Source organism: Bradyrhizobium sp. AUGA SZCCT0105, assembly GCF_018129565.1.
In the GTDB taxonomy this organism is placed as follows: Bacteria; Pseudomonadota; Alphaproteobacteria; order Rhizobiales; family Xanthobacteraceae; genus Bradyrhizobium.
Window position 1 is genome coordinate 228765 of the sequence record NZ_JAFCMK010000007.1, and the last position, 25157, is coordinate 253921.

A 25157-nucleotide genomic window follows, 5' to 3' on the forward strand; every position below is an offset into this window, starting at 1 on the left:
AGGCTACGGGACTAATTGACTTCGGCTTCGCGCAGGCCGCTCAGCCACAGCGCGAGCAGCGTCCACACCGCCCCCGACAACAGATACGCGCCGGCCGAGATCAGGCCGAAATGCGTCGCCAGCAGCAGCGCGGCGAGCGGCGCAAAGCCGGCGCCGAACAGCCAGGCGAAATCCGAGGTCAGCGCCGAGGCGGTGTAGCGATAGGTCCGCGCGAAGTTCGAGGCGATCGCGCCGGACGACTGGCCGAACGACAGCCCGAGCAGCACGAAGCCGAGCACCATGTAGATCGTCTCGCCGAACGCACCGGCGTCGAGCAGCTGCGGGGCAAAGCCGCTATAGACCGCGATCGCGACCGCAGAGCCCAGCAGCAGCGGCTTGCGGCCGACGCGGTCGGCGATCATGCCGGAGGCGATGATCGCGACGACGCCGACCATGGCGCCGATCATCTCGATGATCAGGAAACGCACCGGGCTTTCCCGGGTGAACAGGAACACCCAGGACAGCGGGAACACCGTGACCATGTGGAACAGCGCAAAGCTCGCCAGCGGCGCAAAGGCGCCGAGCAGGATATTGCGGCCCTCCTGCGCCACCGTCTCGCCGACGCGCGCCGGCTCGAGGTCGCGGCTTTCGAACAGCTCGGAATATTCATCGGTCGCCACCATGCGCAGCCGCGCGAACAGCGCCACCACGTTGATGGCGAAGGCGACGAAGAACGGATAGCGCCAGCCCCAATCGAAGAAATCGTCCGCCGAGAGGTTGCCGGCGAAGAACGCGAACAGCGCGCTCGCCACGATCAGCCCGAGCGGCGCGCCGAGCTGCGGCACCATCGCGTACCAGCCGCGGCGATTCGCCGGCGAGTTCATCGCGAGCAGCGAGGCGAGGCCGTCCCACGCGCCGCCCCAGGCGATGCCCTGCAGGACGCGCGCGGCGGCCAGCAGCCAGATCGCCGCGACGCCGATCGTGTCGTAGCCGGGCAGGAACGCGAGCGCGACCGTGGCGGTGCCGAGCAGGAACAGCGCGATGACGAGCTTGGCGCCCTTGCCGTGGCGGCGGTCGACCGCCATGAAGATGACGGTGCCGAGCGGCCGCGCGGCAAAGGCCAGCGCGAAGATCCCGAATGAATAGAGCGTGCCGGTCAGTTCATTGACGAACGGGAACACCAGCTTCGGAAACACGATCACCGAGGCGATCGCGTAGACGAAGAAGTCGAAGAATTCCGACGTGCGCCCGATGATGACGCCGATGGCGATTTCGCCAGGTTTCGCCTGCCCGTGACCTGATGCCGTCGGGGTGCCGTGAGCCATTGCTGGGGCCTGTGCCATCGCCGGAGAACCGTCCTTTGGAGCCTGATCCGGAAAAGTGGAAACCGGTTTTCCGAACAGATCATGCTCAGACTAGAGATGAGGCCACGGGCAGCCTATGCCACGCGGTCCACCTCACCTTCTGACGGCCTATCCCGCAGTGCAACATTGGACAAATTGTCCAATGTCAACTTTGCTGCATCGCAGCTACCCCTTGGCGGAACTCATAAAATTCAAGTGGGGTGAGCCGTGCGCGCCTTGAAATTATTGGCCTTATTGCCGTTCGCGGCGCTCCTTGGCGGGTGCGATTTCGTCGTCCTTGCCCCCGCCGGGGACGTCGCCATCCAGCAGCGCGACCTTGTCGTGATCTCCACCGTCCTGATGCTCATCATCGTGCTTCCGGTGATGGCGCTGACCATCTTCTTCGCCTGGCGCTACCGCCAGTCCAATACCGCGGCCCCCTACGAGCCCGAGTGGGATCACTCGACCCAGCTCGAGCTCGTGATCTGGTCGGCGCCGCTTCTGATCATCATCTGCCTGGGTGCGCTGACCTGGATGGGCACGCATCTGCTCGATCCCTACCGCTCGCTCGGCCGCATCGCCGCCGACAAGCCGATCGAGAGCAAGGACGCCCCGCTCAATGTCGAGGTGGTCGCGCTCGACTGGAAGTGGCTGTTCATCTACCCGGACTACGGCGTCGCCGCCATCAACGAGTTCGCAGCGCCCGTCGATCGCCCGATCCGCTTCCGCATCACGGCGTCTTCCGTGATGAACTCGTTCTACATCCCCGCCCTTGCCGGCCAGATCTACGCCATGCCCGGCATGGAGACCAAGCTGCACGCGGTCGCCAACAAGGCGGGCACCTATCGCGGCTTCTCCGCCAATTACAGCGGCGCCGGCTTCTCCGGCATGCACTTCGAGTTCAAGAGCCTGTCGACCGCCGATTTCGACAAGTGGATCGGCACCGCCAGGGCCAGCGGCAGCATGCTCGGCCGCACCGACTATCTGCAGCTCGAGCGTCCGAGCCAGAACGATCCGGTCCGTCTCTACCGCTCGGTCGATCGCGATCTCTACAAGGCGATCCTCAACATGTGCGTCGAGCCCGGCAAGATGTGCATGAGCGAGATGATGGCGATTGACGCCAAGGGCGGCCTCGGCCGCGAAGGCCTCAACAACACGCTGCCGCTGACTTACGACAAATACGCCCGCCGCGGCGCGCCGCTCGGCGCCTCACCGACCTTCGTCGCCGGCATCTGCGCGATGGACGAGATCAAGGACGCGCCGTCGCGCGACGTTCTCGCGCCGCTCGACTTGACGCCGCTGCGTGGGGTCGGGCTGAAGCGCCCGCCGTTCTCTCCCGCCCATCCGTCATCGACATCCTTGCTGCTCGGCCAGCGCCCGAAATCAGACTCCTGAGGAGCGCCGCATGAATCCCGATCTCATCAAGATGATCTTCGGCCGCCTCAATCTGGACGCGCTGCCGCTGCACGAGCCGATCCTGGTCGGCACCTTCGCGGTGGTCGCGACCGGCGGCCTCGCGCTGTTCGCCATCGTCACCTACTTCCGGCTCTGGACCTATCTGTGGCGCGAATGGTTCACCACAGTGGACCACAAGCGCATCGGCATCATGTACATGATCCTCGGCATCGTGATGCTGCTGCGCGGCTTCGCGGACGCGCTGATGATGCGCCTGCAGCAAGCGATCGCCTTCAACGGCTCCGACGGCTACCTCCCGGCCCATCACTACGACCAGGTCTTCACCGCCCACGGCGTGATTATGATCTTCTTCGTGGCGATGCCGCTGGTCACCGGCCTGATGAACTACGTGGTGCCGCTGCAGATCGGCGCCCGCGACGTCTCCTTCCCCTTCCTCAACAATTTCAGCTTCTGGATGACGGTCGGCGGCGCCGTGCTGGTGATGATGTCGCTGTTCGTCGGCGAATTCGCCCGCACCGGCTGGCTCGCCTACCCGCCGCTGTCCAACATCGGCTACAGTCCCGACGTCGGCGTCGACTATTACATATGGGGACTACAGGTCGCCGGCGTCGGCACGACGCTATCGGGCATCAACCTGGTCTGCACCATCGTCAAGCTGCGCGCGCCGGGCATGACGATGATGAAGATGCCGGTGTTCACCTGGACCTCGCTCTGCACCAACGTCCTGATCGTCGCCTCCTTCCCGGTGCTGACAGCGGTGCTGGCGCTGCTGTCGCTCGACCGCTACGTCGGCACCAACTTCTTCACGAACGACTTCGGCGGCAACCCGATGATGTACGTGAACCTGATCTGGATCTGGGGCCATCCCGAGGTCTACATCCTGGTGCTGCCGGCGTTCGGCATCTTCTCGGAGGTGACCGCGACGTTCTCCGGCAAGCGGCTGTTCGGCTACACCTCGATGGTCTACGCCACGGTCGTCATCACCATCCTGTCCTATCTGGTCTGGCTGCATCACTTCTTCACGATGGGCTCCGGCGCCAGCGTCAACTCGTTCTTCGGCATCACCACCATGATCATCTCGATCCCGACGGGCGCGAAGATGTTCAACTGGCTGTTCACGATGTATCGCGGCCGCATCCGCTTCGAGCTGCCGATGATGTGGACGGTGGCGTTCATGCTGACCTTCGTGATCGGCGGCATGACCGGCGTGCTGCTCGCGGTGCCGCCGGCCGATTTCGTGCTGCATAACAGCCTGTTCCTGATCGCGCATTTCCACAACGTGATCATCGGCGGCGTGCTGTTCGGCCTGTTCGCCGGCATCAACTACTGGTTCCCGAAGGCGTTCGGCTTCAGGCTCGATCCGTTCTGGGGCAAGCTGTCGTTCTGGTTCTGGGTCTCGGGTTTCTACTTCGCCTTCATGCCGCTCTATGTGCTCGGCCTGATGGGCGTGACCCGCCGGCTCCGCGTGTTCGACGATCCTAGCTTGCAGATCTGGTTCGTCATCGCGGCCTTCGGCGCCTTCCTGATCCTGCTCGGCATCGGCGCGATGCTGGTGCAGTTCGCAGTCAGCATCCTGCGCCGCGAAGAGCTGAAGGACACCACCGGCGATCCCTGGGACGCGCGCACGCTGGAATGGGCGACCTCGTCGCCGCCGCCGGATTACAACTTCGCCTTTACGCCGGTGGTTTACGACAACGACGCCTGGTGGGACATGAAGCGCCGCGGCTACAGGCGGCCGCTGACCGGCTTCAAGCCGATCCACATGCCCTCCAACACCGGCACCGGCGTCATCCTCGCTGGCCTCGCGACGGTGATGGGATTCGGCCTGATCTGGTACATCTGGTGGCTCGCCGCCGTCAGCTTCGTTGCGCTGCTCGCGGTCGCGATCGGCCACACCTTCAACTATCACCGCGACTTCCACATCCCGGCGGATGAGGTGGTGCGGACCGAAGACGCGCGGACGCGCGTTCTCGCCGCAGGAGCCCAGACATGACCGTTGCTACCGTCTCCACACAAAGCTCCGAACCGATCTTCCACGTCATCGACGAGCACGCGCATCCGGAAGGCGCCAGCACCATGCTGGGCTTCTGGATCTACCTGATGAGCGACTGCCTCATCTTCGCGATGCTGTTTGCGACCTACGGCGTGCTCGGCGGCAACTATGCCGCCGGCCCGGCGCCGAAGGACCTGTTCGACCTCAAGCTGGTCGCGCTCAACACCACGATGCTGCTGCTCTCCTCGATCACGTATGGCTTTGCCATGCTGACGATGGAGAAATCGAGGATCGGCGCAACGCAGGCCTGGCTCGCCATCACCGGGCTGTTCGGCCTCGCCTTCCTCGGCATCGAGCTCACCGAGTTCGCCCACATGATCCATGAAGGCGCGACGCCGCAGCGCAGCGCCTTCCTGTCGTCGTTCTTCACGCTGGTCGGCACCCACGGTCTGCACGTCACCTTCGGCCTGGTCTGGCTGGTGACGCTGATGGTGCAGACCGCGCGCTTCGGCCTCACCGAAGCCAACCGCCGCCGGCTGATGTGCCTTTCGATGTTCTGGCACTTCCTCGACGTGGTCTGGATCGGCGTCTTCACCTTCGTCTACCTCCTGGGAATGCTGCGATGACAACAGAAGCCCGCACTCTCGAAGCCAATGCCGGCGGTCACGGCCATGATGACCATGGCGGCGCCGCCCACGGCTCGCTGAAGAGCTATCTGATCGGCTTCGGCCTCTCGGTCGTCCTCACCGCGGTGCCGTTCTGGCTGGTGATGAGCGGCGCCATCGCCGACAAGCAGGTCACCGCACTGATCGTGCTGGTGCTCGCCGCGGTGCAGATCGTCGTGCACATGGTGTACTTCCTGCACATGAACACGCGGTCCGAGAACGGCTGGAGCATGATGGCGATGATCTTCACCGTGATCATGGTGGTGATCGCGCTGACCGGCTCGCTGTGGGTCATGCATCATCTCAACGTCAACATGATGCCGATCCACGACATGAGCCAGATGCCGTGACGATGCGCTCTGCCAGACCATCGCTTGTGCTGCTTACGCTCGGCATGCTGGGCGTGGTGCTGCTCAGCGCGCTCGGTATCTGGCAGATCGAACGCAGGACCTGGAAGCTGGCGCTGATCGAACGGGTCGAACAGCGCATGCATGCGGCGCCGACAGCGCCGCCGCCCCCCTCGTCATGGCCGGCGGTTACGGCCGCGAGCGACGAATATCGCCGCGTCACCTTGCGCGGCACCTTCCTCAACGCCGACGAGACGCTGGTGCAGGCCGTCACCACTGACGGCCCTGGCTTCTGGGTGCTGACCCCGCTGCAAATGGCTGACGGAACCACGGTGCTGGTCAATCGCGGCTTCGTTCCGCCGGACAGGCGCGATCCCGCGAGCCGGCGCGACGGCGTCCTGCGGGGCGTGGTCAGCGTGACCGGGCTGCTGCGGATGTCGGAGCCCAAGGGCGGTTTCCTGCGCAACAATGACCCCGCGGCGGGCCGCTGGTATTCGCGCGACGTCGCCGCGATCGCCGCCTTGCACAGGTTGTCGCAGGTAGCCCCCTTCTTCATCGACGCCGATGCGACGCCAAATCCGGGCGGCACCCCCATCGGCGGGCTCACGATCGTGCGGTTTCCGAACAACCACCTGATTTACGCGCTGACATGGTTCGCGCTGGCCTTTATGCTGGCCGGCGCGCTCCTGCGCGTCATCAGCGGCAGGGGCCGCGCCGGCGCCCCCGATCCAAGGTGGGGCTCAAGGCGCGCCGCCGTGCGCCGCCTGATCGGCGCAGCCCGCAATCTGTCTCGCGACACAGGCCCAGATGCTCGAGCGCACATCGGATCTGCATGACGAAAACGCCGCGACCGTGATGCCGTCCGCCATGCGCGCGGCAGCCGGCATGCCGCTCGATCTCGCAGCGCCCGCCGACCTCGCGACCAATCGCAAGAACATGGCCCTGCTGGTCCAGCTGCGCTGGATCGCCGTGATCGGGCAGATCGCCACCATCGGCTTCGTGCAGTTCTGGATGGGCGTCGCGCTGCCGCTGCTGCCGATGGCCGCCGTGATCTTCGGGCTCGTCGCGCTCAATCTCGTCAGCCTGCTGTGGCTGCGCTACCGCGCCGACATCAACAACCGCGAGCTGCTGGTCGCGCTGGCGCTCGACGTTGCGGCGCTGACCGCCCTGCTCTATCTCAGCGGCGGCGCCACCAATCCCTTCACGTCGCTCTATCTGCTGCAGGTGACGCTCGGCGCGGTGCTGCTCGATGCGCCCTCGACCTGGTCGCTGGTGGCGCTGGTCTGCATGAACTTCGCCTGGCTGACCAGCTACTACCGGCCACTGGAGCTGCCGCAGGGCTTTGCCGAGGCCTTCAATCTCTACATCGCCGGCACGTTCATTGGGCTCGTGCTCGACGCCGTGCTGCTCGTGGTGTTCATGACCCGGATCAACCGCAACCTGCGCGACCGCGACTTCCGCCTCGCGGCGCTGCGCCAGCACGCGGCCGAGCAGGACCACATCGTGCAGATGGGCCTTCTGGCCTCAGGCGCCGCGCATGAACTCGGCACGCCGCTCGCCTCGCTCTCGGTCATCCTGGGCGACTGGCGCCGGATGCCGGCGCTCGCCTCCGATCCCGAGCTCTCGCAGGACCTCGGCGAGATGGAGATCTCGGTGCAGCGCTGCAAGTCGATCGTGACCGGCATCCTGCTGTCGGCTGGCGAAGCCCGCGGCGAAGGCTCCTCGCCGACCACGGTCGCGGCGTTCCTGACGGCGCTGGTGGAGGAATGGCGGACGACGCGGCCGTCGGCGACGCTGTATTTCCGCAACGCCTTCGGCGCCGATCTGGCGATCGTCTCCGACATCGCGCTCAAGCAGGCGATCTTCAACGTGCTCGACAATGCCGCCGAGGTCTCGCGTGACTGGATCGAGCTGATGGCCGAACGCAATGCCGACAAGCTTGTGCTGTCGGTGACCGACCGCGGTCCGGGCTTCTCGCGCGAGATGCTGGCGCATGTCGGCAAGCCGTATCAGTCCACCAAGGGCAGCTCCGGCAGCGGCCTCGGCCTGTTCCTGGTCGTCAATGTCGTGCGCAAGCTGGGCGGCGTGGTGACGGCGCGCAACCGGCCGGACATCGGCGCCGCGGTCAGGCTCGAGCTGCCGCTCTCGACGCTCGCGATCGGAGACCATCTTGACGGATGAACGCCAGCTCCTGATCGTCGAGGACGATGCAGGCTTTGCCCGCACACTGAAACGCTCGTTCGAGCGCCGCGGCTACGGCGTCGCGGTGTCGGCTTCGCTCGACGAGGTCCGCGAGCTGCTCGAGCAGCAATCGCCCGGCTATGCCGTCGTCGACCTGAAGCTCGCCGGCGGCGCGTCGGGCCTTGCCTGCGTCGAGGCGCTGCACGCGCATGACCCTGACATGCTGATCGTGGTGCTGACGGGATTCGCCAGCATCGCGACCGCGGTGGAAGCGATCAAACTCGGCGCCTGCCATTATCTGGCCAAGCCGTCGAACACCGACGACATCGAGGCCGCGTTCCAAAAGGCCGCCGGCAACGCTGCCATCGAGGTCGGCGCGCGGCCGACCTCGATCAAGACGCTGGAATGGGAGCGCATCCACCAGACCCTGATGGAGACCGATTTCAACATCTCCGAAGCCGCGCGGAGGCTCGGCATGCATCGCCGGACGCTGGCGCGCAAGCTCGAGAAGCAGCGGGTGAAGTAGATGATAGAGGCGGATGATGCCAATGAGGCACGCGAATCCGCGCCTGCTTCAGCCGGCCGCCTCCCGCTCCGTCACGTCATCGCGGCGACATCCGCCGCAGTGTCAATGTACTCCTGAAAATAGACCGCCTTTCCTCCGCGGTACTTGAAAACATGGGCCCATTCGTTCTTGACGGTCTTGCCTGTTCTCTTTGCCCGCGCCGTGAGCGTACCCAAGACCACGACAGTGTCGCCCTGCTCAATCATCTCACGCGGTGCAAACTCGCTGAATTCCAGATTCTCGCCGACCTGGACGAAGAAGTTTGCAATCTGCTGCTTTCCTCTAAAGGTCCCGGCCCAAGGCAATTTATCCTGGGGACCTGGCGTTATCCACGTGCAGTCGTCATCGATCAGGTCTCTCATGAGCGCCGGAATGTCACCACGTTGAAAGGCCTCATAACCCTTCCTGGTTGCCTCAACATTGGATGTCATCGGATTTCTCCTCGCTGCAAATTGATGGGTCACTTCAATGTCGATCAAATGGCGGCCGGGCAGCCAGCGTAGCACGCCGCGCTCCGATCACCGTCGTCATCCGTGAAACAACACAGCACGATTCTGGTCAGGATTGCTTACGTGGCTTTCAGCCGTTCGGTGCCCGGAGGTCCGCGCCTCACCGCGATCAAGAGGTTTCACTTCATGCGGGCTACGATTGGAGAGCCGCGTGCACACGCCGTTGCCGCTCACTCCGGTGCCGGTGTATAGCGACAGCATGAGTTACGCCGACGACCTGTTCCGACCCGGCACCGATGATGCCGACGACGCCACCATGATCGCGGCGGCGATCCGCTGCATCGACGATTTCACCGACCGCTTCAACGCCTGCGATCTCGCCGGCATGGACGCGCTGCTGCACTTCCCGCACGTCATCCTGTCCGGCGAGCAGCTCGTGATCTGGGAACGGCCGGGCCAGTTGCCGGCGTCGTTCTTCGACGATCTGGCGCGCACCACGGGGTGGGCGAAGAGCACCTATCAGCGCAGGGAGCCCGTGCTGGTCGGTCCGCGCAAGGTGCATCTCGTGGTCGAATACAGCCGCGACCGCGCCGACGGATCGATTGCCAGCCGTCACCGTAATCCGTGGATCGTGACGTCGGAGGATGGCCGCTGGGGCATCAAGCAGCGCTCATATTGAGCACACGGCGCGGCAGCAGCAGCGGCGTCGCCAGCAAGAGCAGCCCGCTCAGCGCGATCGCCGTCCGGACACCGGCAAAGCCCGCCAGCACGCCCCAGAGCGCGGTCAGCACCGCGATGGTTGCGCTGCTGGTGATGGTCCAGGCCGAGAGCACCCGCGCGGTCCGCTCCATCTCGATCTGGGCCAGACGATAGGCCGCAAACACCGGATTGAAGATGCCGGCGCAGGTGACGAGACCGAACTGAAGCGCAAAGACGACGGCGATGCCCGCCGCACCGTTCGGCATGAAAGCGAGGCCGAGCGACCAGCACGCACGCAGCGTACCGGCCGCGAGCAACACATTGTGCTGCCCGAAGCGCGCGGCGAGCGCAGGCGCGAGCCGTGCGCCGATCAGGCCGCCGATACAGGGCGCCCCGAATGCGAGCCCGTACTGCCACGGCGCAAAGCCGAGATCGCGGAGCATCAGCACCGCGAGCAGCGGCGCCATCGCCATGATCAGGCCATTGACCAGCACGGTGTTGAAGAACAGCAGGCGGAGCACCGGATGCGCGAGGATGCTGCGCCATCCCTCGATCAATTCGGCCGAGCGAAATCCCCGGGCCTGGCGCTGGGCGGGCGCAGGCTCGCTCCCGCCGATCCGCCGGATGGCCAGCGCCGAGAGCAGGAAGCTGACCGCATTGGCGATCACGGTGACAACAGGGCCGAGCACGCCGATCGCCGCGCCGCCGAGCGGCGGGCCGATCGCGGTCGCGGTCCAGGTCGTGGCTTCGAGCCGCCCGTTCGCGATCACCAGATCGTCCGGTTTTACGAGTGCCTTCAGGCAGGCGCCGCTCGCCGCACGGAATGCAATGTCTGCCGCCGCCATGATGACGGCGACGAAGACGAGCTGAGTGAAGGTCAACCGTCCCAGCACGAACGCGATGGGAACACTGATCGTCGCGGCAAAGCGGATCAGATCCATCGCGATCATCACCGGCCGCTTGCGGCGGAATTCGATCCAGGGCCCGAGCGGCACCGCGACCGCGGCCCCGGCCAGCAGGCCGACCGCTGCGAGCGCCGAGACCGCCTCCGGCCTTGCATGCAGCACGAGGATCGCGAGCAGCGGGAACGCGTCGAAGGCGATCCAGGCGCCGAAGGTCGAGACCGCAAACGCGGTCCACAGCCAGTCGTAACCGCACCCCAGCGACCGTCGTGCAAGCATGCCGCGCCCTCGCCGGCTCCGCGACATCGCCGCCAGCGTGGCGCAGCAGGTCATGAGTCGCGGCGATCAGCCAAGGGGCGATTGCGGCAAGGCGATATGCAAGGCCGTACGCACAACGCCGCTTCCGTGCCCAGCGAGATCGTGCACCAAAACAAAAAGCCCGGTCGTTGTGACCGGGCTTTCCGTCTGTAATGTTGCAGCGCTGCTTAGGCGGCTTCGTCTTCGACGGCGGTATCGTCGCCATCAGAGTCGAGATCCTCACCGTCGGCATCGCCCTCGGCCTCGCCTTCAGCGGACTCGGCCTTGGCGCCGCGGCGCGGGCTCTTGGCGAGCTGGCCTTCGATCTCCTTGATCGCCTCGGTCTCGGTCGAGTGCTGCACGACAGCGATTTCGCGCGACAGACGGTCGAGCGCTGCTTCATAGAGCTGGCGTTCGCTATAGGACTGCTCGGGCTGCGATTCCGAACGATAGAGGTCGCGGACCACCTCGGCGATCGCGACGATGTCGCCCGAATTGATCTTCGCTTCGTATTCCTGGGCGCGGCGCGACCACATGGTGCGCTTGACGCGGGCGCGGCCCTTCAGCGTCTCCAGCGCCTTCTTGACCAGCGCCGGCTCCGACAGCTTGCGCATGCCGACATTGGCGACCTTCGCCGTCGGCACCCGCAGCGTCATCTTGTCCTTCATGAAATTGATCACGAACAGCTCGAGCTTGGCGCCCGCGATCTCCTGCTCCTCGATCGCCAGGATCTGGCCGACACCGTGAGCGGGATAGACGACGAATTCATTGGCCTTGAAGCCCTGGCGCTGGGTCACGACCTTCTTCTCTTCCGGGCGGGACGGAGCGGCCGGCTTGGCGGCAACCTTGGGAGCAGCGGCGGGGACGGCAGCCTTCGGGGCGGCCGGCTTCGGCGCAACAGCAGCAGTCTTGGGGGCGACCTTCGCAGCAGCGGGCTTCGCAGCTGCCGCTTTCGCGGCAGTCTTGGCAGTCTTTTCTGGCATCACGCTTCTTTTGTTCTTTGAGGACTTTGCAGCCGCCGCCTTCTTGGCCCCCTTCACGGGCGCCTTGGCACGGCCCTTGGTTGCGCTGCGAGCAACGACAGCGGCTTTCTTTGTCGTCTTTGAAGCACTCTTTTTACGCGTTTTCTGTGACACAGCCTGCGCGCGGAAACTGCCACGCCCCTGTTCGATGTTTGCGGGAACCTCGAAGCCACAAGGTACGCATGGCAGGGGGTTCTTGGCCTGTAATGGCGCAGATATAGCACATTTTCCGCAAAAATCAATGGTTTACGCCCGATTCCGGGCATAACAGGGCATCCTCAGGTCATATGTCCGTCATTAGGGTTAAATCGGCGGCCGAACGGAGGGCCGCGGCGGGCCCAAGCCCGCCCTTATCGGGGTAGTCTCGACGGCTGCTTGCGAACGTTAGCGAATCAGTCGCCGCTGCCCGGATTCGGAGAAAAATATTTCTCGAACTTGCCTTCCTTGCCTTCCCACTCCTTGGCGTCCTCGGGCGAGTCCTTCTTCTGGGTGATGTTCGGCCAGCTCTTGGCATATTCGGTGTTGACCTCGAGCCACTTCTCCAGCCCCGGCTCGGTGTCCGGCTTGATGGCGTCGGCCGGGCATTCCGGCTCGCACACGCCGCAATCGATGCATTCGTCAGGATGGATGACCAGCATGTTCTCGCCCTCGTAGAAGCAATCGACGGGGCAGACCTCGACGCAGTCGGTATATTTGCACTTGATGCAGGCTTCAGTGACGACGTAGGTCATCCAAAACTCCGGAACGATCGACTTTTCTGGGGTTGCGTAGCGCAGGAATACCGGGGCCGCAAGGGAAGCCGCACCCGAAAAACGCCAGTATTCTCACGCCCCTGCCACCGATTTTATTTGGAGCATGATCCTGATCGGAAAACCGGACCCCACTTTTCCGGATCATGCTCAATTGAGATAGCAAGCGCTAGATAACTACTCCTTACCGGCTTGCAAATTGCCGGCCTGCAAATCCTGGTACAGCACACGCGCCGAACTCGCATCGCCGCGCCGCTCGGCGAAGCCCGTGACCTTCAGCACGCGGACGCTGTTGTCGAGCGCGACGGTGATGACGTCGCCCGCCTTCACGGCATGGCCCGGCGATTTCTCGCGCGTGCCGTTGATACGAACATGACCTGATGCGACGAGTTCAGCCGCGCTGGTGCGGGCCTTCACCAGGCGCGCGTGCCACAGCCATTTGTCGAGCCGCTGTCTGTCCAAGCGTCAGACCAAGAACTAGACCAAGAACTAGCACCAAGGGTTGGATTATTCCTTCCGGCCGGCGAGCTGCTCCTTCAGGGCAGCGAGCTTGGCGAACGGCGAGTTCGGATCGATCGGACGGTCGCGCTCGCGCGGCGCGCTCGACGCGTAGGGCCGATGCGACGGGCCGCCCTCGCGCTTGTCGCGGCCGCCCTTGCCGAAATCGCGGCCGCCGCGGTCACGATCGCCGCCCTTGCGATCTCCGCCGCCGAACTTGTTGTCGCGGCGACGCTCATCGCGACCCTTGCCCTCGAAGCGCTCGCGGCGCTGGCCCTTGTCCTCGCGCGGCGCGCCATCGGCAGGCGCGGCAGCGACCGGCGCAGCGCCGTCAGCGGGCGCGGCTGGGCGCGGAACGCGGAAATCCTGGTGACGACGCGGCCGGCGATGATGCTCGCGCTTCTCGCCCTCGCCGCCGCCTTCCGCGGCCTGCGCGCCCTCGGCGGGCTTGTTCTGATGACGGCCGCGATTGCGATCGTGGCCGCGATGATGCGGACGGCGCTCGTCGGAGCGGCCGCCGGGACGCCAGACTTCGACCATTTGCGGCTCGGCCGGCGTCTCCGCGGCCGCGGGAGCGGCCTCGGCGGTTGCTGCGTCAGCGCTCGCGGTCTCCGCGGGCGCTTCGGCGGTGGGCTCTGACGGTGTCTCTGCGGCAACCGCTTCAGGCGGCGTCTCTGCAGCGGCTTCCACGGCAGGCGCGGGCTCGGCCAGCACTTCAGCAGCGGGGACTTCAGCAGCGGGCGCTTCGGCGGCAGCGGGTTCATCGACCGGCGCGGCGCGCTCGGCCACCGCATCCTGCTGGGTCTCGATAACGACGGGCGTCGCTTCGCTGGCGACCACCTCGGCAAAGCCGACATCGGGCAGCAGTGCGGCCGACGGCGCGGGATCGCCGGATACCGGCTGGTCGACGGCAGCTTCGGCCTCGGGCGCAGCGGCAGCCTCCGGCGCATCGGCCACCACCTCAGCGGCGGCATCAGATGTCGCCTCCGCCGGCGGCGCCTCCGCGGCGACGGTCTCGGTGGCCTCAGCCGGCGCAATCTCGACAGCCTTCGGCGGCAGCGGCGGACGGCGGTCCATGCGGTAGCCGAGCGCGCGCAGGATCGAGGCAAAGTCCTCACCGGCGGAGCCGGTCAGCGAAGTCATCGCCTGGGTGACGACAAAGCCGCGGCCGTCGAACGCACCGGCGGGCTTCTCGCCCGGCGAGGTCTCGCGCCAGGCCAGCGCCGGGCGGATCAGATCGGCGAGCCGCTCCAGGATGTCGACGCGCACCGCGCGCTCGCCGCACTGGCGATAGCCGAGCACGCGATAGCCGTCGCGCGGCAGGGCCTTGTCGACCGGGAACGAGGTGCGGCCGCTGGAGGCGAGATGCTGCACATTCGACAGCGCGCCCATGTCGACATTGCTCTGCTTCTCGGCCCACAGCAGCGAGGCCAGCGAGCGCGCCGCGGGCTTGAGCAGCTGCGGGAAATAGATGTGATAGGCGCCGAAGCGCACGCCGTATTTGCGCAGCGCGGCGCGCGAGGGCTGGTCGAGATCCTTCATCTCGGCGGCAATCTTGCTGCGCTCGAGCACGCCGAGCGCCTCGACGAGCTGGAAGGCGATGCCGCGGGCGATGCCCTGGATATCCTCGGCCTTGGACAGTTCGAACAGCGGCCCGAGCAGCTTTTCGATATGCGTCTTGAGCCAGAGATCGAGCCGGGTCTGCACGGCCTCGCGCGAGGCGCCGGTCAGCCGCTCGTCGGAAATGATGCGCAGCCGCGGATGCAGCGCGTCGTCGGCGGCCACCAGCTTGGCCACCGCATCGCCGGTCCAGCGGATGGTGCCGTCGGAGGTCAGCACGAACTGCTCGTCGGGGGCGGCGCCCAGTTTCTCGGCACGCGTATCGATCTCGCGCGCCAGCACCTGCTGGGCGGCGGCTTGCAGCGCCTTGGCGTCGCTGCCGGCCTCGGCCGCATCAGGTGCGAAGGTGAAACCATCGAGCCGGCCAATCGCGTGGCCTTCCACGATCACTTCACCGGTCTTGCCAATTTCCGTATTCAAAACTGAGTTCTCCCGCAGGCGGCGCATCAATACACTGGTCCGCCTGTCAACGAAACGCTCCGTGAGCCGTTCATGCAGCGCATCGGACAATTTATTTTCGAGCTCGCGCGTGATCCCCTGCCAGTGGTCCGGGTCGTAGAGCCAGTCGGGCCGGTTGGCAACGAAGGTCCAGGTCCGGATCTGCGCGATCCGGCCCGATAGCGTGTCGATATCGCCGTCGGTCCGGTTGGCCTGGTCGACCTGGGCGGCAAACCATGCATCAGGGATACGCCCCTTTTGCATCAGGAAGCCATACAGCGTGGTCACGAGTTCGGCATGGGCGGCCGGCGCCAGCTTTCGGTAGTCCGGAACCTGGCAGGCCTCCCACAGCCGCTCCACCGCGGCCGGCCCATGCGCGAATTCGCGCACCTCGGCGTCGCGTGCGACGTGTTCGAGCACCCGCAGGTCCTCGGCCACCGGGGCCCGCGTCAGTGCCTCATGATTGGGCGTCAGCGCCAGCGACACCTGCAGCGCGCCGAGCGAGGCGAAATCGAGCCTGGCGTTGCGCCATTGCAGCATCTTGACGCTGTCGAAGGTGTGGTTCTGCAGCGCGTTGACGAGCTCCGGCTCGAACGGCGCGCAGCGGCCCGTCGTGCCGAAGGTGCCGTTGCGCGTGGCGCGCCCGGCGCGGCCCGCGATCTGCGCGAATTCGGCCGGCGTCAGCCGGCGGAACTGATAGCCGTCATATTTGCGGTCGGAGGCGAAGGCGACGTGATCGACGTCGAGATTGAGCCCCATGCCGACCGCGTCGGTGGCGACGAGATAATCGACGTCGCCGTTCTGGAACATCTCGACCTGCGCATTGCGTGTGCGCGGCGACAGCGAGCCCAGCACCACGGCCGCGCCGCCGTGCTGGCGGCGGATCAACTCGGCGATCGCATAGACCTCGTCGGCGGAGAACGCGACGATCGCGGTGCGTCGCGGCTGCCGCGTGATCTTGCGGTCGCCGGCAAACTCGAGCTGCGAGAGCCTCGGCCGCGTGACGATCGAGGCGCCCGGCAACAGCCGCTCGATGATCGGCCGCATCGTGGCGGCGCCAAGCAGCAGCGTCTCGTCGCGGCCGCGGCGGTTGAGCATGCGATCGGTGAACACGTGCCCGCGCTCGAGATCGGCGGCGATCTGGATCTCGTCGACCGCGAGGAACGAGACATCGAGATCGCGCGGCATCGCTTCCACGGTCGAGACCCAGAAGCGCGGCGCCTTCGGCTTGATCTTCTCCTCGCCGGTGATCAGCGCGACATTGTCGACGCCGGCGCGAGCCGCGATCTTGTTGTAGACCTCGCGCGCGAGCAGCCGCAGCGGCAGCCCGATCAAGCCGGACGAATGCGCCAGCATGCGCTCGATCGCGAGATGCGTCTTGCCGGTGTTGGTCGGCCCCAGCACCGCAGTGACGCCTGCGCCGGGCACGCGGTCATTTCCGAACGAAGTTGAGAAAGCCATATTTTGCAGGTGTTTCTTGAATTGTTGGGGCGCTGCCTGTCCCGTCATCCCCGCGCAAAGGCTTCGCCTTTGTCGCTGGAGGTGCGAGCGTAGCGAGCCTCGAAGGATGCACGGCCGAGATCTATCCGCGCGCTTTGATCGGACGTTCCTCTCGCGGACGGAGCGGGGCTGTCGCCCTTCGAGACGGCCGCTCCGCGGCCTCCTCAGGGTGACGGTCTGGCTGCATGTTTCGCATTGGCAGCGTGTTTCGCAAAATCTGTCTCACAATGCGACGCTTTCTGCGCCGCCCTTAAGCTTCGGAACGACTCCGGAACGAATCGCGCCCGAATCGGTGACTCCATTCCAGACCTGAAACGTTCACCGCAACATCTCGGGCAGGCTGACGGCGGCGGCACTAGATCAAGTTTGAGAGGGCTCCACAAGCATGGGATATGCGGACTGAATTCCTTAAATTCCAGGGGCGACCGAGTCGAATCAGAAGCGGGCAAGAGTCAACTGGATTCCGGTGACGTTTGTTGCATTCCGCAGGGCCGCCATCCCTTTCAGACCCGTCATCCTGAGGTGCGAGCGCAGCGAGCCTCGAAGGATGCGCGGCCCGGCTAGTGGCGTCGCCCTTCGAGGCTCGCTCCGCTCGCACCTCAGGGTGACGGTCGAGCAGCGTAGCCCCCGGCCCCTACTGCGTCTTCGCCACGCGCGGCGGCGCGGCTGTGGTGACGAACGAGGTGGCTTCCAGCATGGCCTGGCCGAGCGGGGTCGGGATCGTCATGCGGAATGGGACCAGCAGGCGGGTGCCCGCGATCGGCACGAAGGCGATCTCGATGTTGCGCTGGGCGGCGAGATATTTGATGACCGGGCGATCCGGGATGTAGCCCGAAACAGGCACGAAATAGAGCGCGCAGACCAGCGCCGGGCCGTGATAGCCGCGCTCGGCTTTGACGATCTCGACGCGCTTGAAATCGAGCTTGAGGTCGTAGCGCATGCGGCCGTCGAACACGCCGGCGCCGGTGCGGCAGACATCCGGGCTCATCAATTCGGCATTGCCGGGCGCGCGCAGGAACGAGCCGGTCATCGGGTCGAACACGTTCTTCTTCTGCGCCTCGGAGACCGGCAGGCGGTCGGCGTCGACCGGCGGCTCCGGCTCGATCGTGGATTCCTTGATGCCGCCACCCGCCAGCACCATCCGGATCGTCTCCGACTTCTTCGAGGTGGTGGTGGTCGCGGTGTAGGAGGAGGCGACCAGCGCGCCGTTGACGACGCGGCCCTGCGAGGCGCCCCCGCCGCTGCCGCCGGAGAACGCCTTCAGGAGGCCCGCGGTGCCGCCCTGGGCCGAGGCCGAGAAGGTGTCGTCGCCGATTTCGATGGTCCAGGTGCCCTTGCCGACCGGGATACCGGCAAGCGTCGCCTCATACTGGGCGTCGAGCCGCCCTTGCGCGCTCGCGCGCTCGGCGCAAAACAGCAAGAGGGCACCGGCGCACAGGCCGATGAGCCGGCCGAGCGGGGGCAAAAAGGCAATGGCGGTGGTCACTTAACCTACCTGACGGTCCTGCTATCGGCGCTCTGTTCGTTGCCCATTTGGTCCTTCAATTCGGCCGGACAACGTGCGCGTCTGTTATGGAACCAAGACTTGCAGCCGAATACGCCCTTTATATGGTTGCCATATCCGCCGTTAAGTGGCTGGTAGCGCTTATGAACCGCCATTTCCTGTGACGTCCATGCGGCGATATAATCTTGACGCTTGGGTATTCTCCCCCTATACACCCGCGGTTCCTGGAAAATGGACGCGAATTCAAAACCCCCGCGCGGGCCGCGTGATCGCACGTGCCGCCGGAAGCGGGGATGCAATAAGGATTTTGGTAATGTCCCGGCGCTGCGAACTGACGGCCAAGGGCCCCCAGACGGGCCACAAGGTGAGCCACTCCAACATCAAGACCAAGCGGCGCTTCCTGCCGAACCTGGCCAACGTGACCTTCATCTCGGATGCGCTCGGCCGCAACGTGCGCCTGCGCGTCTCGACCAATGCGCTGAAGAGCGTCGACCACAATGGCGGCCTCGACGCCTACCTGCTCAAGGCCAAGGCCGAGGTGCTGTCGCCCCGCGCACTCGATCTCAAGCGCGCGATCGAGAAGAAGGTCGGCAAGCCGGTGTTCGTGAAGAAGGCGAGCTGAGCTCAAACGAACGCGGAATACGCGGAGAGAGTTTTGAACGGCCGGGTCGATGACCCGGCCGTTTTTGTTTTATGCGACTAACGCTCGTTTGACGCAATTTCCGGATCGTGCTTGCATGCTACTTTAAATTGTCGAGTGGATTTCAAAACTACCATGGGCGTTTTGCTAGCTAACGGAATTCAATCCGTTCAGCACTATACACCGCTACACTACCTGCCCTTCATTGGGCGCTCCTGTGCGATCCTGAGCAAGCCTTCCCTCTATGCGACAGGCTTCAAGTCAACGCATCTGCGTTCAATGTCGCACGGCCAGGACGTCGCGAGAGGGTTCGGCGAATATGCCCATCTCACTCTCGATCATCAACCACGAATACTAAAGGCGAAGCTCGGAGCAGGCTTTCCTCATTTGGCCTTGAGCGTGCCGTCCGCCTCGATCGAAGCTCTTGCTTATAGCCTTTGTCGGTTCAACGTCGCTATGACCCGCTACCTAAGACGTGGAGAGAAATGTGGGGTGCCCGAATCGGACACCAATGGGCGCTACTACCCGGGCCACCAAATACCAATCGCAAGAACCACTGACGATAAAATGGCAATGCTGAAAAAGCATCTGCCTCTCGGCACGATGATCGAGGTTCTTATCCACGGTGACCTCGTCCTTCCGGACGACATCACCGTGCTTTGTTATTCTGAAGAGGATCTAAAAATCGCACGCACTGTTCTTTCGCAGATCGAGCGACCTTGGCACGCAGAGTTATCCGAACCGCCCGGCGATTATCCGCGCAGCAAGATACACGGAAAATCAGTCGACGATTTCATTGCAAAAGCGATTGCCGATCCAGATTGGCGCGGCAACGGACTTGAGTTCGATAGGTTGCATTAGGAGTCAATACGGATCGGAGCGACGATTTCTTGAACAATGGGATGAAGCGAGGATGCGCCAAGTTGTATTAATTAGCGGTCATATTTGCACCGGAAAATCAGAACTTGCCCAGCGGCTAAGAGTAGAATTTGGATATCACTCGGTCAGCACTAGCGGCATTCTAAAGTCAAAGGCGACGGCCGATAGCAGCCCTACCGATCGTTTATCTCTCCAATTGCTCGGCGATGAACTCGACAAGAAAACTGATCATTCTTGGCTTCTCAATGAAGTCGCTAAAGAAGCAGAACATCTAACGAGCGACCATCCCATCGTCGTCGACAACGTACGAACATGCGATCAACTTCAGCATTTTCGGACGGACCATAGATTTAGCGTCATTCATGCACACTTGTGGGCCCCGAAAAGAATCCTAGAGCAACGCTACAAGAAGAAGAACGCTGAACGACCGGGGGAGACAAATCACTCGTACACCAATGCCGACCTTATTAAGAATGAGAAGGATATCGAGGAGTTCAAGAACGACGCAGATGTCCGCATCAACACAGCACGCACAGATAGCGCCGACACATTAGTCCGGGTGGCGGCAAGGCTTGGCCTTTACAGCGGCCCAGACATACGATGCGTAGACGTCGTTGTTGGTGGAATGTACGGCAGCGAAGGCAAAGGACATATCGCCGCATATCTAGCTAACGACTACGACATTCTCGTGCGTGTCGGAGGGCCGAACGCGGGTCACACGGTATCGAGCTCGTCTGGGGTCTACACATACCACCAATTACCTTCGGGGGCCCGCGACACAAACGCTAAGCTCTTACTGGGCCCAGGAATGACCATCTACGCCGCGGCTCTCCTGAAGGAGATTGCGGAATGCAAGGTGACGCCTGATCGGCTCTTTATCGACCCGCAAGCGATGATCATTGAGGAAAGTGATTTCTCGAGCGAAGAGGAACTCAAGAAGAGCATCGCATCAACGGGAAGAGGCAGTGGCGCCGCCGCAGCTCGAAGAATTCTGCTTAGAGGAAAGCGAGATGCCGTTCGATTGGCCCGCGATGTCCCAGAACTCGAACCGTTCGTTGGCGACAAGCCTCCATACCGGGGCGCGATCGTTACACATCTCGAAACAGCCTATAGAGAAGGACAATCGATCTTATTGGAAGGCACTCAGGGCAGCGGATTGAGTATCTTTCACGGCCCTTATCCTTATGTAACCTCCCGAGATACAAATGTAGCGGGCTGCTTGGCCGAAGCCGGAATCTCGCCTTCTCGTGTTCGCCGCATACTGATGGTGGTACGCCCGACTCCAATCCGAGTTGGGAATCCCGATGGCGGCAAGGAGACGTCGGGTCCACTCAAGCACGAAGTCACATTCGCCGAAGTAGCAACGCACGCAGGGCTAGACCCCGATGAGATTACGAAGCTGGAGATTACCTCAACTACCAAACGACCACGTCGCGTGGGTTGGTTCGAGTGGGATCAATTCCGCAACGCATGCGTCTTAAATGCTCCTACCGACATCGTCCTCACATTTGCTGACTACCTAAATGTGGTCAACAAGGACGCCCGCCGTTTTGAACAGCTGCATATCGACACAATCAAATTCATCGAAGAACTGGAGCGCGTATCTCAGGCTCCCGTATCACTTATCAACACGCGCTTTCCGCGCGAAGAGGGGCAGAAGATAGACCTTCGGAGCGTCATTGATAGGCGCACTTGGCGAACCAACCCTCGGCTCCCCAACGAGTAGTAGGCGGCGAGCCGAGCCATGAACGACTGGTCTCGACTGGCAGAGTTGATGTTGTCCTGTGCGGGGAATGCATTTGGCAAAAATCCCTAAGAAGACCCCGACTGCTCTTACCGACGAAGAAAAGAGAGTAATCAAGGCTCTCTTGGCCGAAGGGATGCGCAACCAAGACATTCTTACACTAATCAACTACGAGCGTACCGCGTCCATAAACTTTGGGCGCATTGCCGGGGTGAAAGGGAACGCGGACATCACTCCCGCTTCGGCTGAAGAGGTCGCTTTCTTTCGTAGGAAGAAACGAAGCTTCGACCCCATCACTGGGCTCAACCTCTACGGTGATGAACGCCTCATTCGTGCCCGAGAGGCCATGGCGCTTGCAGTAACGATTTTCAACAGTGGACTGTACCGCTTCAAGACGGAGGTCTTCGCGGTCCTCGCTAACATCGCGTGGACGTACTTGCTACACGAACGCTACGAACGCTCGGGCATTCCACCAGTAAATGCGGACGGAACGACTTTTGCTCTGAGCCATATGTTGTCACGACCCGATAGCCCCTTGTCTAAGGGCATCAAGAGAAATCTCTTGGCTCTAAAGACGATTCGTGACGACGTAGAACACAAGATGTTGGGACGCAGCGACATCAAATGGCTGCCTCTGTTTCAAGCGTGCTGTTTGAATTTCGATAAAATACTCGTCGATTGGTTTGGCTCACGCCTAAGCTTACAACACGAATTGTCCGTTGCGTTGCAGTTTGGCAAGCTTGAGCTTGAACAGATGGCGCAAATCTCCGCCTATGATCTTCCGCCCAACATTACAGCTCTCGATGCTTTACTTAAGAAGAATGCGAGCACGGAGGATCTTGATGATTTGGAATACCAATTCAGGGTCGTGTACACTTTCGACAGTGCGTCTAAAGGCAAAGCTCACATTCAATTCGTGAGCCCCGATTCCGCCGAAGGCAAAACCATACAGAATGTCCTACAGAAGTTTAAGATCGCCGACGATTTGTACCGATACAAACCTGGCGACGTCGTGAAGATCGTGAGGAAGGCGACCGGAAGACCATTCAACATGAGCGATCACACATCAGCGTGGCAATCTCATAAGGTCAGACCGCCCTCGGGCTCGAAGACACCAGACAAGACCAATAGAGACTTCTGCATCTATCATACCGCTCACAACGACTACACTTACAACGACAAATGGATTGAGTTGTTGGTCGGCGAATTGGGAGGACCAGTTCAAGCTAAGCCGTCCGGGTCTGATGTCGTCTAGACTGCTGCTGAGCGTTTTCAGCGCGACACACCCCGTCTAGCCCTCCGAAGAAAATATTCTTCTAGCTACAACCAGTACAACCTCAGCGTCCCAATCGCGCCGCGCAAGCCGATGGAATCGGAACACCGCCGAGTTCACTGATGCCGAGGCCGTAGCCGGATCACGCGCCGCAAATCGTGGCGCGTTGTGCGTACAGCGCCGTCTCACTTCGGCGATCGTAGCCCCGGCGACATCACCCACGCGTTGATGTGCGAGGCGGTCTCGGCCTGACGGGCCATGCGGATCAGGCGGTCGCGTGCGACGCCGGGAGGCATGACGCGGGCTTCGCCGCGGAGGCGGATCGATTCATCCGCAAGGCGTTGCTCCGGGGACTTGCGCGGGTTGGGAAGGCTGTTCTGCATCACGCTGCTCCATTCCATCCAAAGGCGGGAGCGCAACTGGCGTTCTCGGTCACCGGCCATGCCGGATATTCGCGCGGTGATGGACCGAGCCTACGCCTGCGGGGCGTGGCCGGACGGTGCACTAGTGAACACAGCGAAGGAAATCGACCGCGACCACTTGAAGGGAGCTGGCACCGCAGGGGAAGTGCACGGCCCTGGCTTTGGGGGCAGGGGAATTGCAGGGCCGTGCAGGCCGGTAATCCAGCCCGCTGCATCAAGTCGATGCCGCAGCGCTTGTTCCACGGCTGCGACAACGGTGCGCCGGAAGGCGAATTTCGTCAGCAAATTCAACGCGACACACCCCGTCCAGACCTCGTAAAGAAAATATTCCTCTTCCCTGGCACCCCAACTCAGCATTACAAGCAGCGCGTCCCGCCTCCTCTGAGAGGGGCGTATCGCGATCGTCACGGACGTTGGGTGCGGGATGCGGTGGACGCGAGTGGCGCGCGAGACGAGCGCACTTCATCGCGGACGGTGAAAGCGTGTGGTCCTGACGCCCCAGTGGCTGGTGTCCTCCCGCAAGGCGCGAAAGCGCTTTTGCGGAAGCGGTGGCAAACAAGCCCGGTCTCGCCGGGGAGAGCACGTATAAGCCGTAACCCATCCGCGCGGGGAACGCCGGGATCGCCCGGCCGTACCTGTGGTCCTACCTCCCGAGCTTTTTGTTGCTCGGGACCCATGGGTGCGTGCTGGCACCCGGCGTTCCCTGCGCCCTCTGCTTCATCAGCGAGGGTCAAGCTGCCGCAAAGCTCGGGCCGATCGCGCCGCGAGATGACGCGCGCACGCCCTCTCCCGCTGTCTGACAGGTGAATCGATCCGACCGACGCGCGTGCAGGCGCGGCGCGCTGGCGAGGTGGATTCTTCTTTGCGCGATGACGTGCGAAGTAAAATCATCCATCGCGTCGCGTGAGGAGAGATGGATTTCTTCCGCCTTCGCTAAAGCTTCCGCCTTCGCCAAGGCTTCGGCGGACAGGACGGCGCGACAGGCCTCGCAATGACATCGGCGCCAGGCTTATGGCAAGTCCGCTGACAGCTGCTGCCAATGACAGCGGTGTCATCGCTTCCATCACGCGCACATCACACGAATCTCTGCGTGATGCGTCGAAAGCGCGTGAAAAAAGCCTTAACGCACGCGCCTCGCACAACGCAGAATGCCTCTAAATCACGGTAAAAACGGCTCGTCGCAGCGCTGTTAATCACAACCTCACGCGATCAATCACGAGCGCATGAGGCACATGCAAAACGCCACGATCTCTTCCAACTCATGGTGTGCAAACAAGCCGTCCGACACGAATGCGATTCGACGCGGCGACCGCCGCGCGGCTCGAACACCGTGAGGGACATCACGGCCGGCACAACTGATTGTGAGGCATGTGCGCCGCACTCTTGGGAAGAAGCCTGGCCGTTCTTACATCACGTCCAAAGAACGACCCCAATAAAGGAATTGGTCAATGCAAGTTCGCGCAGCCGATACGCGCGGAAGACTGGTGCCTGCGCTCGCAACCGCCGCCGTGGCGGTGCTGGCCACGGCAGTCCTCGTCATCCTCGAATTCAACCCGCCCCGCAATGTGCAGGCCGCGGCCGAGCCCGGCATGATCACCTCCGCCGCCGCCAGTAGAGCCGGCGCCACGGTGCTGCCGACCGATCCGGTCACCACCGGCAGCGTGCGATATCGCTGAGGTCAGGAGTTCTCCCTCGCCCCGCTCTTGCGGGGCCGAGACGAGCGAAGCTCGCTCTTAGAGGGTTGGGGTGAGGGGCTCTCTCCACACGATAGGTCGCTGATAGACCTGTACCCCCTCACCCGGATCGCATTGCGCCACGCTCCATGCGATCCGACATCTCCCCGCAAGCGGGGCGAGCTAAGAAACGCCCCGCACGCGGGGAGATTTTGAGAATCATTCCACATCGCGGCAGGCCGCCGCACACTCGCTGATTTCGCCAACCTCGGCATTACACCCCGCCGCAATTTCGCATCCCTGCCCCGGCGTCTCGTCGCAAGCCCGCCTCCCTCGACCTGCGTAAGCTCTCCTCGCGA

Annotated in this window: 22 protein-coding genes; 13 read left to right on the forward strand and 9 right to left on the reverse strand. The window is 63.3% G+C overall.

Annotated features, from left to right (window positions below):
- Positions 1-11 precede the first annotated feature (11 nt).
- Entirely contained in the window at positions 12-1304 is a 1293-nt protein-coding gene (locus JQ573_RS30055) for an MFS transporter (protein ID WP_092119979.1), read from the reverse strand.
- Between the two features lie 246 nt (positions 1305-1550).
- On the opposite strand from JQ573_RS30055, the gene cyoA reads away from it, so the two are divergent.
- Genes cyoA through JQ573_RS30090 form a run of 7 tightly spaced genes read left to right on the forward strand, consistent with a single transcriptional unit; the run spans position 1551 to position 8450 of the window.
- Positions 1551-2717, forward strand: a complete 1167-nt coding sequence (gene cyoA, locus JQ573_RS30060; RefSeq protein ID WP_212311894.1) for a ubiquinol oxidase subunit II — start codon at positions 1551-1553, stop codon at positions 2715-2717.
- Positions 2718-2727: 10 nt separating this feature from the next.
- Positions 2728-4731, forward strand: a complete 2004-nt coding sequence (gene cyoB / locus JQ573_RS30065; RefSeq protein ID WP_212311895.1) for a cytochrome o ubiquinol oxidase subunit I — start codon at positions 2728-2730, stop codon at positions 4729-4731.
- Positions 4728-5357 carry a cytochrome o ubiquinol oxidase subunit III gene (cyoC, locus tag JQ573_RS30070; RefSeq protein ID WP_212311896.1) on the forward strand — a complete coding sequence of 210 codons (630 nt, stop codon included), beginning with the start codon at positions 4728-4730 and terminating at the stop codon, positions 5355-5357. Before cyoB ends, cyoC begins: the two co-directional genes overlap by 4 nt.
- Positions 5354-5746: a cytochrome o ubiquinol oxidase subunit IV gene (gene cyoD / locus JQ573_RS30075; protein ID WP_212311897.1), complete on the forward strand. Its 393-nt coding sequence runs from the start codon at positions 5354-5356 to the stop codon at positions 5744-5746. Before cyoC ends, cyoD begins: the two co-directional genes overlap by 4 nt.
- 44 nt (positions 5747-5790) lie before the next feature.
- Positions 5791-6579: an SURF1 family protein gene (locus JQ573_RS30080; protein ID WP_249132519.1), complete on the forward strand. Its 789-nt coding sequence runs from the start codon at positions 5791-5793 to the stop codon at positions 6577-6579.
- A 19-nt stretch (positions 6580-6598) separates the two neighbouring features.
- Entirely contained in the window at positions 6599-7924 is a 1326-nt protein-coding gene (locus tag JQ573_RS30085) for an ATP-binding protein (RefSeq protein WP_409334681.1), read from the forward strand.
- Complete coding sequence (locus tag JQ573_RS30090; protein ID WP_212311899.1) at positions 7914-8450, forward strand: response regulator transcription factor; 537 nt, start codon at positions 7914-7916, stop codon at positions 8448-8450. The genes JQ573_RS30085 and JQ573_RS30090 overlap by 11 nt, the downstream gene beginning before the upstream one ends.
- A gap of 71 nt (positions 8451-8521) precedes the next feature.
- Here the strand turns inward: JQ573_RS30090 and JQ573_RS30095 are convergent, their stop codons facing one another.
- Positions 8522-8995: a nuclear transport factor 2 family protein gene (locus JQ573_RS30095; protein WP_212311900.1), complete on the reverse strand. Its 474-nt coding sequence runs from the start codon at positions 8993-8995 to the stop codon at positions 8522-8524.
- Between the two features lie 154 nt (positions 8996-9149).
- On the opposite strand from JQ573_RS30095, the gene JQ573_RS30100 reads away from it, so the two are divergent.
- On the forward strand, positions 9150-9617 hold the full coding sequence (locus JQ573_RS30100) for a hypothetical protein (RefSeq protein ID WP_212311901.1): 468 nt from the start codon (positions 9150-9152) through the stop codon (positions 9615-9617).
- Here the strand turns inward: JQ573_RS30100 and JQ573_RS30105 are convergent.
- The 6 genes from JQ573_RS30105 to JQ573_RS30130 all read right to left on the reverse strand — a co-directional run bounded on the left by JQ573_RS30105 (position 9598) and on the right by JQ573_RS30130 (position 18128).
- Entirely contained in the window at positions 9598-10818 is a 1221-nt protein-coding gene (locus JQ573_RS30105) for an MFS transporter (RefSeq protein ID WP_212311902.1), read from the reverse strand. The two genes, JQ573_RS30100 and JQ573_RS30105, sit on opposite strands and share 20 nt — an antisense overlap.
- A gap of 206 nt (positions 10819-11024) precedes the next feature.
- The gene (locus JQ573_RS30110; protein ID WP_212311903.1) at positions 11025-11819 is read right to left on the reverse strand and encodes a CarD family transcriptional regulator; all 795 of its coding nucleotides are present in this window, start codon (positions 11817-11819) and stop codon (positions 11025-11027) included.
- 431 nt (positions 11820-12250) lie between these two features.
- Positions 12251-12589: a ferredoxin FdxA gene (gene fdxA, locus JQ573_RS30115; protein WP_092120017.1), complete on the reverse strand. Its 339-nt coding sequence runs from the start codon at positions 12587-12589 to the stop codon at positions 12251-12253.
- A 195-nt stretch (positions 12590-12784) separates the two neighbouring features.
- Positions 12785-13069: an RNA-binding S4 domain-containing protein gene (locus tag JQ573_RS30120; protein ID WP_212311904.1), complete on the reverse strand. Its 285-nt coding sequence runs from the start codon at positions 13067-13069 to the stop codon at positions 12785-12787.
- Between the two features lie 45 nt (positions 13070-13114).
- Positions 13115-16624 (reverse strand): helicase-related protein, encoded by a 3510-nt coding sequence (locus JQ573_RS30125; RefSeq protein WP_212311905.1) that lies wholly within the window; start codon positions 16622-16624, stop codon positions 13115-13117.
- A 673-nt stretch (positions 16625-17297) separates the two neighbouring features.
- Positions 17298-18128 (reverse strand): DUF3108 domain-containing protein, encoded by an 831-nt coding sequence (locus tag JQ573_RS30130; protein WP_212312923.1) that lies wholly within the window; start codon positions 18126-18128, stop codon positions 17298-17300.
- Between the two features lie 352 nt (positions 18129-18480).
- On the opposite strand from JQ573_RS30130, the gene rpmB reads away from it, so the two are divergent.
- The 4 genes from rpmB (at position 18481) to JQ573_RS30150 (ending at position 22685) form a co-directional block, all read left to right on the forward strand.
- Complete coding sequence (rpmB, locus tag JQ573_RS30135; protein WP_212311906.1) at positions 18481-18789, forward strand: 50S ribosomal protein L28; 309 nt, start codon at positions 18481-18483, stop codon at positions 18787-18789.
- A 135-nt stretch (positions 18790-18924) separates the two neighbouring features.
- Complete coding sequence (locus JQ573_RS30140; RefSeq protein ID WP_212311907.1) at positions 18925-19668, forward strand: hypothetical protein; 744 nt, start codon at positions 18925-18927, stop codon at positions 19666-19668.
- A gap of 52 nt (positions 19669-19720) precedes the next feature.
- Entirely contained in the window at positions 19721-21412 is a 1692-nt protein-coding gene (locus JQ573_RS30145) for an adenylosuccinate synthetase (RefSeq protein ID WP_212311908.1), read from the forward strand.
- A 67-nt stretch (positions 21413-21479) separates the two neighbouring features.
- On the forward strand, positions 21480-22685 hold the full coding sequence (locus JQ573_RS30150; protein ID WP_249132521.1) for a DUF3644 domain-containing protein: 1206 nt from the start codon (positions 21480-21482) through the stop codon (positions 22683-22685).
- A 203-nt stretch (positions 22686-22888) separates the two neighbouring features.
- Here the strand turns inward: JQ573_RS30150 and JQ573_RS30155 are convergent, their stop codons facing one another.
- Positions 22889-23086 (reverse strand): hypothetical protein, encoded by a 198-nt coding sequence (locus tag JQ573_RS30155; protein ID WP_212311910.1) that lies wholly within the window; start codon positions 23084-23086, stop codon positions 22889-22891.
- Between the two features lie 1487 nt (positions 23087-24573).
- Here JQ573_RS30155 and JQ573_RS30160 point away from each other — a divergent pair.
- Positions 24574-24801, forward strand: a complete 228-nt coding sequence (locus tag JQ573_RS30160; RefSeq protein WP_212311911.1) for a hypothetical protein — start codon at positions 24574-24576, stop codon at positions 24799-24801.
- Positions 24802-25157: the final 356 nt, after the last annotated feature.

What these genes read in the sequence shown, in the direction of transcription:
- JQ573_RS30055 (WP_092119979.1), bottom strand. Translation starts at nt 1,304, where the DNA reads ATGGCTCACGGCACCCCGACGGCATCAGGTCACGGGCAGGCGAAACCT.
- cyoB (WP_212311895.1), top strand. Translation starts at nt 2,728, where the DNA reads ATGAATCCCGATCTCATCAAGATGATCTTCGGCCGCCTCAATCTGGAC.
- cyoC (WP_212311896.1), top strand. Translation starts at nt 4,728, where the DNA reads ATGACCGTTGCTACCGTCTCCACACAAAGCTCCGAACCGATCTTCCAC.
- cyoD (WP_212311897.1), top strand. Translation starts at nt 5,354, where the DNA reads ATGACAACAGAAGCCCGCACTCTCGAAGCCAATGCCGGCGGTCACGGC.
- JQ573_RS30080 (WP_249132519.1), top strand. Translation starts at nt 5,791, where the DNA reads ATGCTGGGCGTGGTGCTGCTCAGCGCGCTCGGTATCTGGCAGATCGAA.
- JQ573_RS30085 (WP_409334681.1), top strand. Translation starts at nt 6,599, where the DNA reads ATGCCGTCCGCCATGCGCGCGGCAGCCGGCATGCCGCTCGATCTCGCA.
- JQ573_RS30105 (WP_212311902.1), bottom strand. Translation starts at nt 10,818, where the DNA reads ATGCTTGCACGACGGTCGCTGGGGTGCGGTTACGACTGGCTGTGGACC.
- JQ573_RS30110 (WP_212311903.1), bottom strand. Translation starts at nt 11,819, where the DNA reads ATGCCAGAAAAGACTGCCAAGACTGCCGCGAAAGCGGCAGCTGCGAAG.
- fdxA (WP_092120017.1), bottom strand. Translation starts at nt 12,589, where the DNA reads ATGACCTACGTCGTCACTGAAGCCTGCATCAAGTGCAAATATACCGAC.
- JQ573_RS30125 (WP_212311905.1), bottom strand. Translation starts at nt 16,624, where the DNA reads ATGGCTTTCTCAACTTCGTTCGGAAATGACCGCGTGCCCGGCGCAGGC.
- rpmB (WP_212311906.1), top strand. Translation starts at nt 18,481, where the DNA reads ATGTCCCGGCGCTGCGAACTGACGGCCAAGGGCCCCCAGACGGGCCAC.
- JQ573_RS30145 (WP_212311908.1), top strand. Translation starts at nt 19,721, where the DNA reads ATGCGCCAAGTTGTATTAATTAGCGGTCATATTTGCACCGGAAAATCA.
- JQ573_RS30150 (WP_249132521.1), top strand. Translation starts at nt 21,480, where the DNA reads ATGCATTTGGCAAAAATCCCTAAGAAGACCCCGACTGCTCTTACCGAC.
- JQ573_RS30155 (WP_212311910.1), bottom strand. Translation starts at nt 23,086, where the DNA reads ATGCAGAACAGCCTTCCCAACCCGCGCAAGTCCCCGGAGCAACGCCTT.
- JQ573_RS30160 (WP_212311911.1), top strand. Translation starts at nt 24,574, where the DNA reads ATGCAAGTTCGCGCAGCCGATACGCGCGGAAGACTGGTGCCTGCGCTC.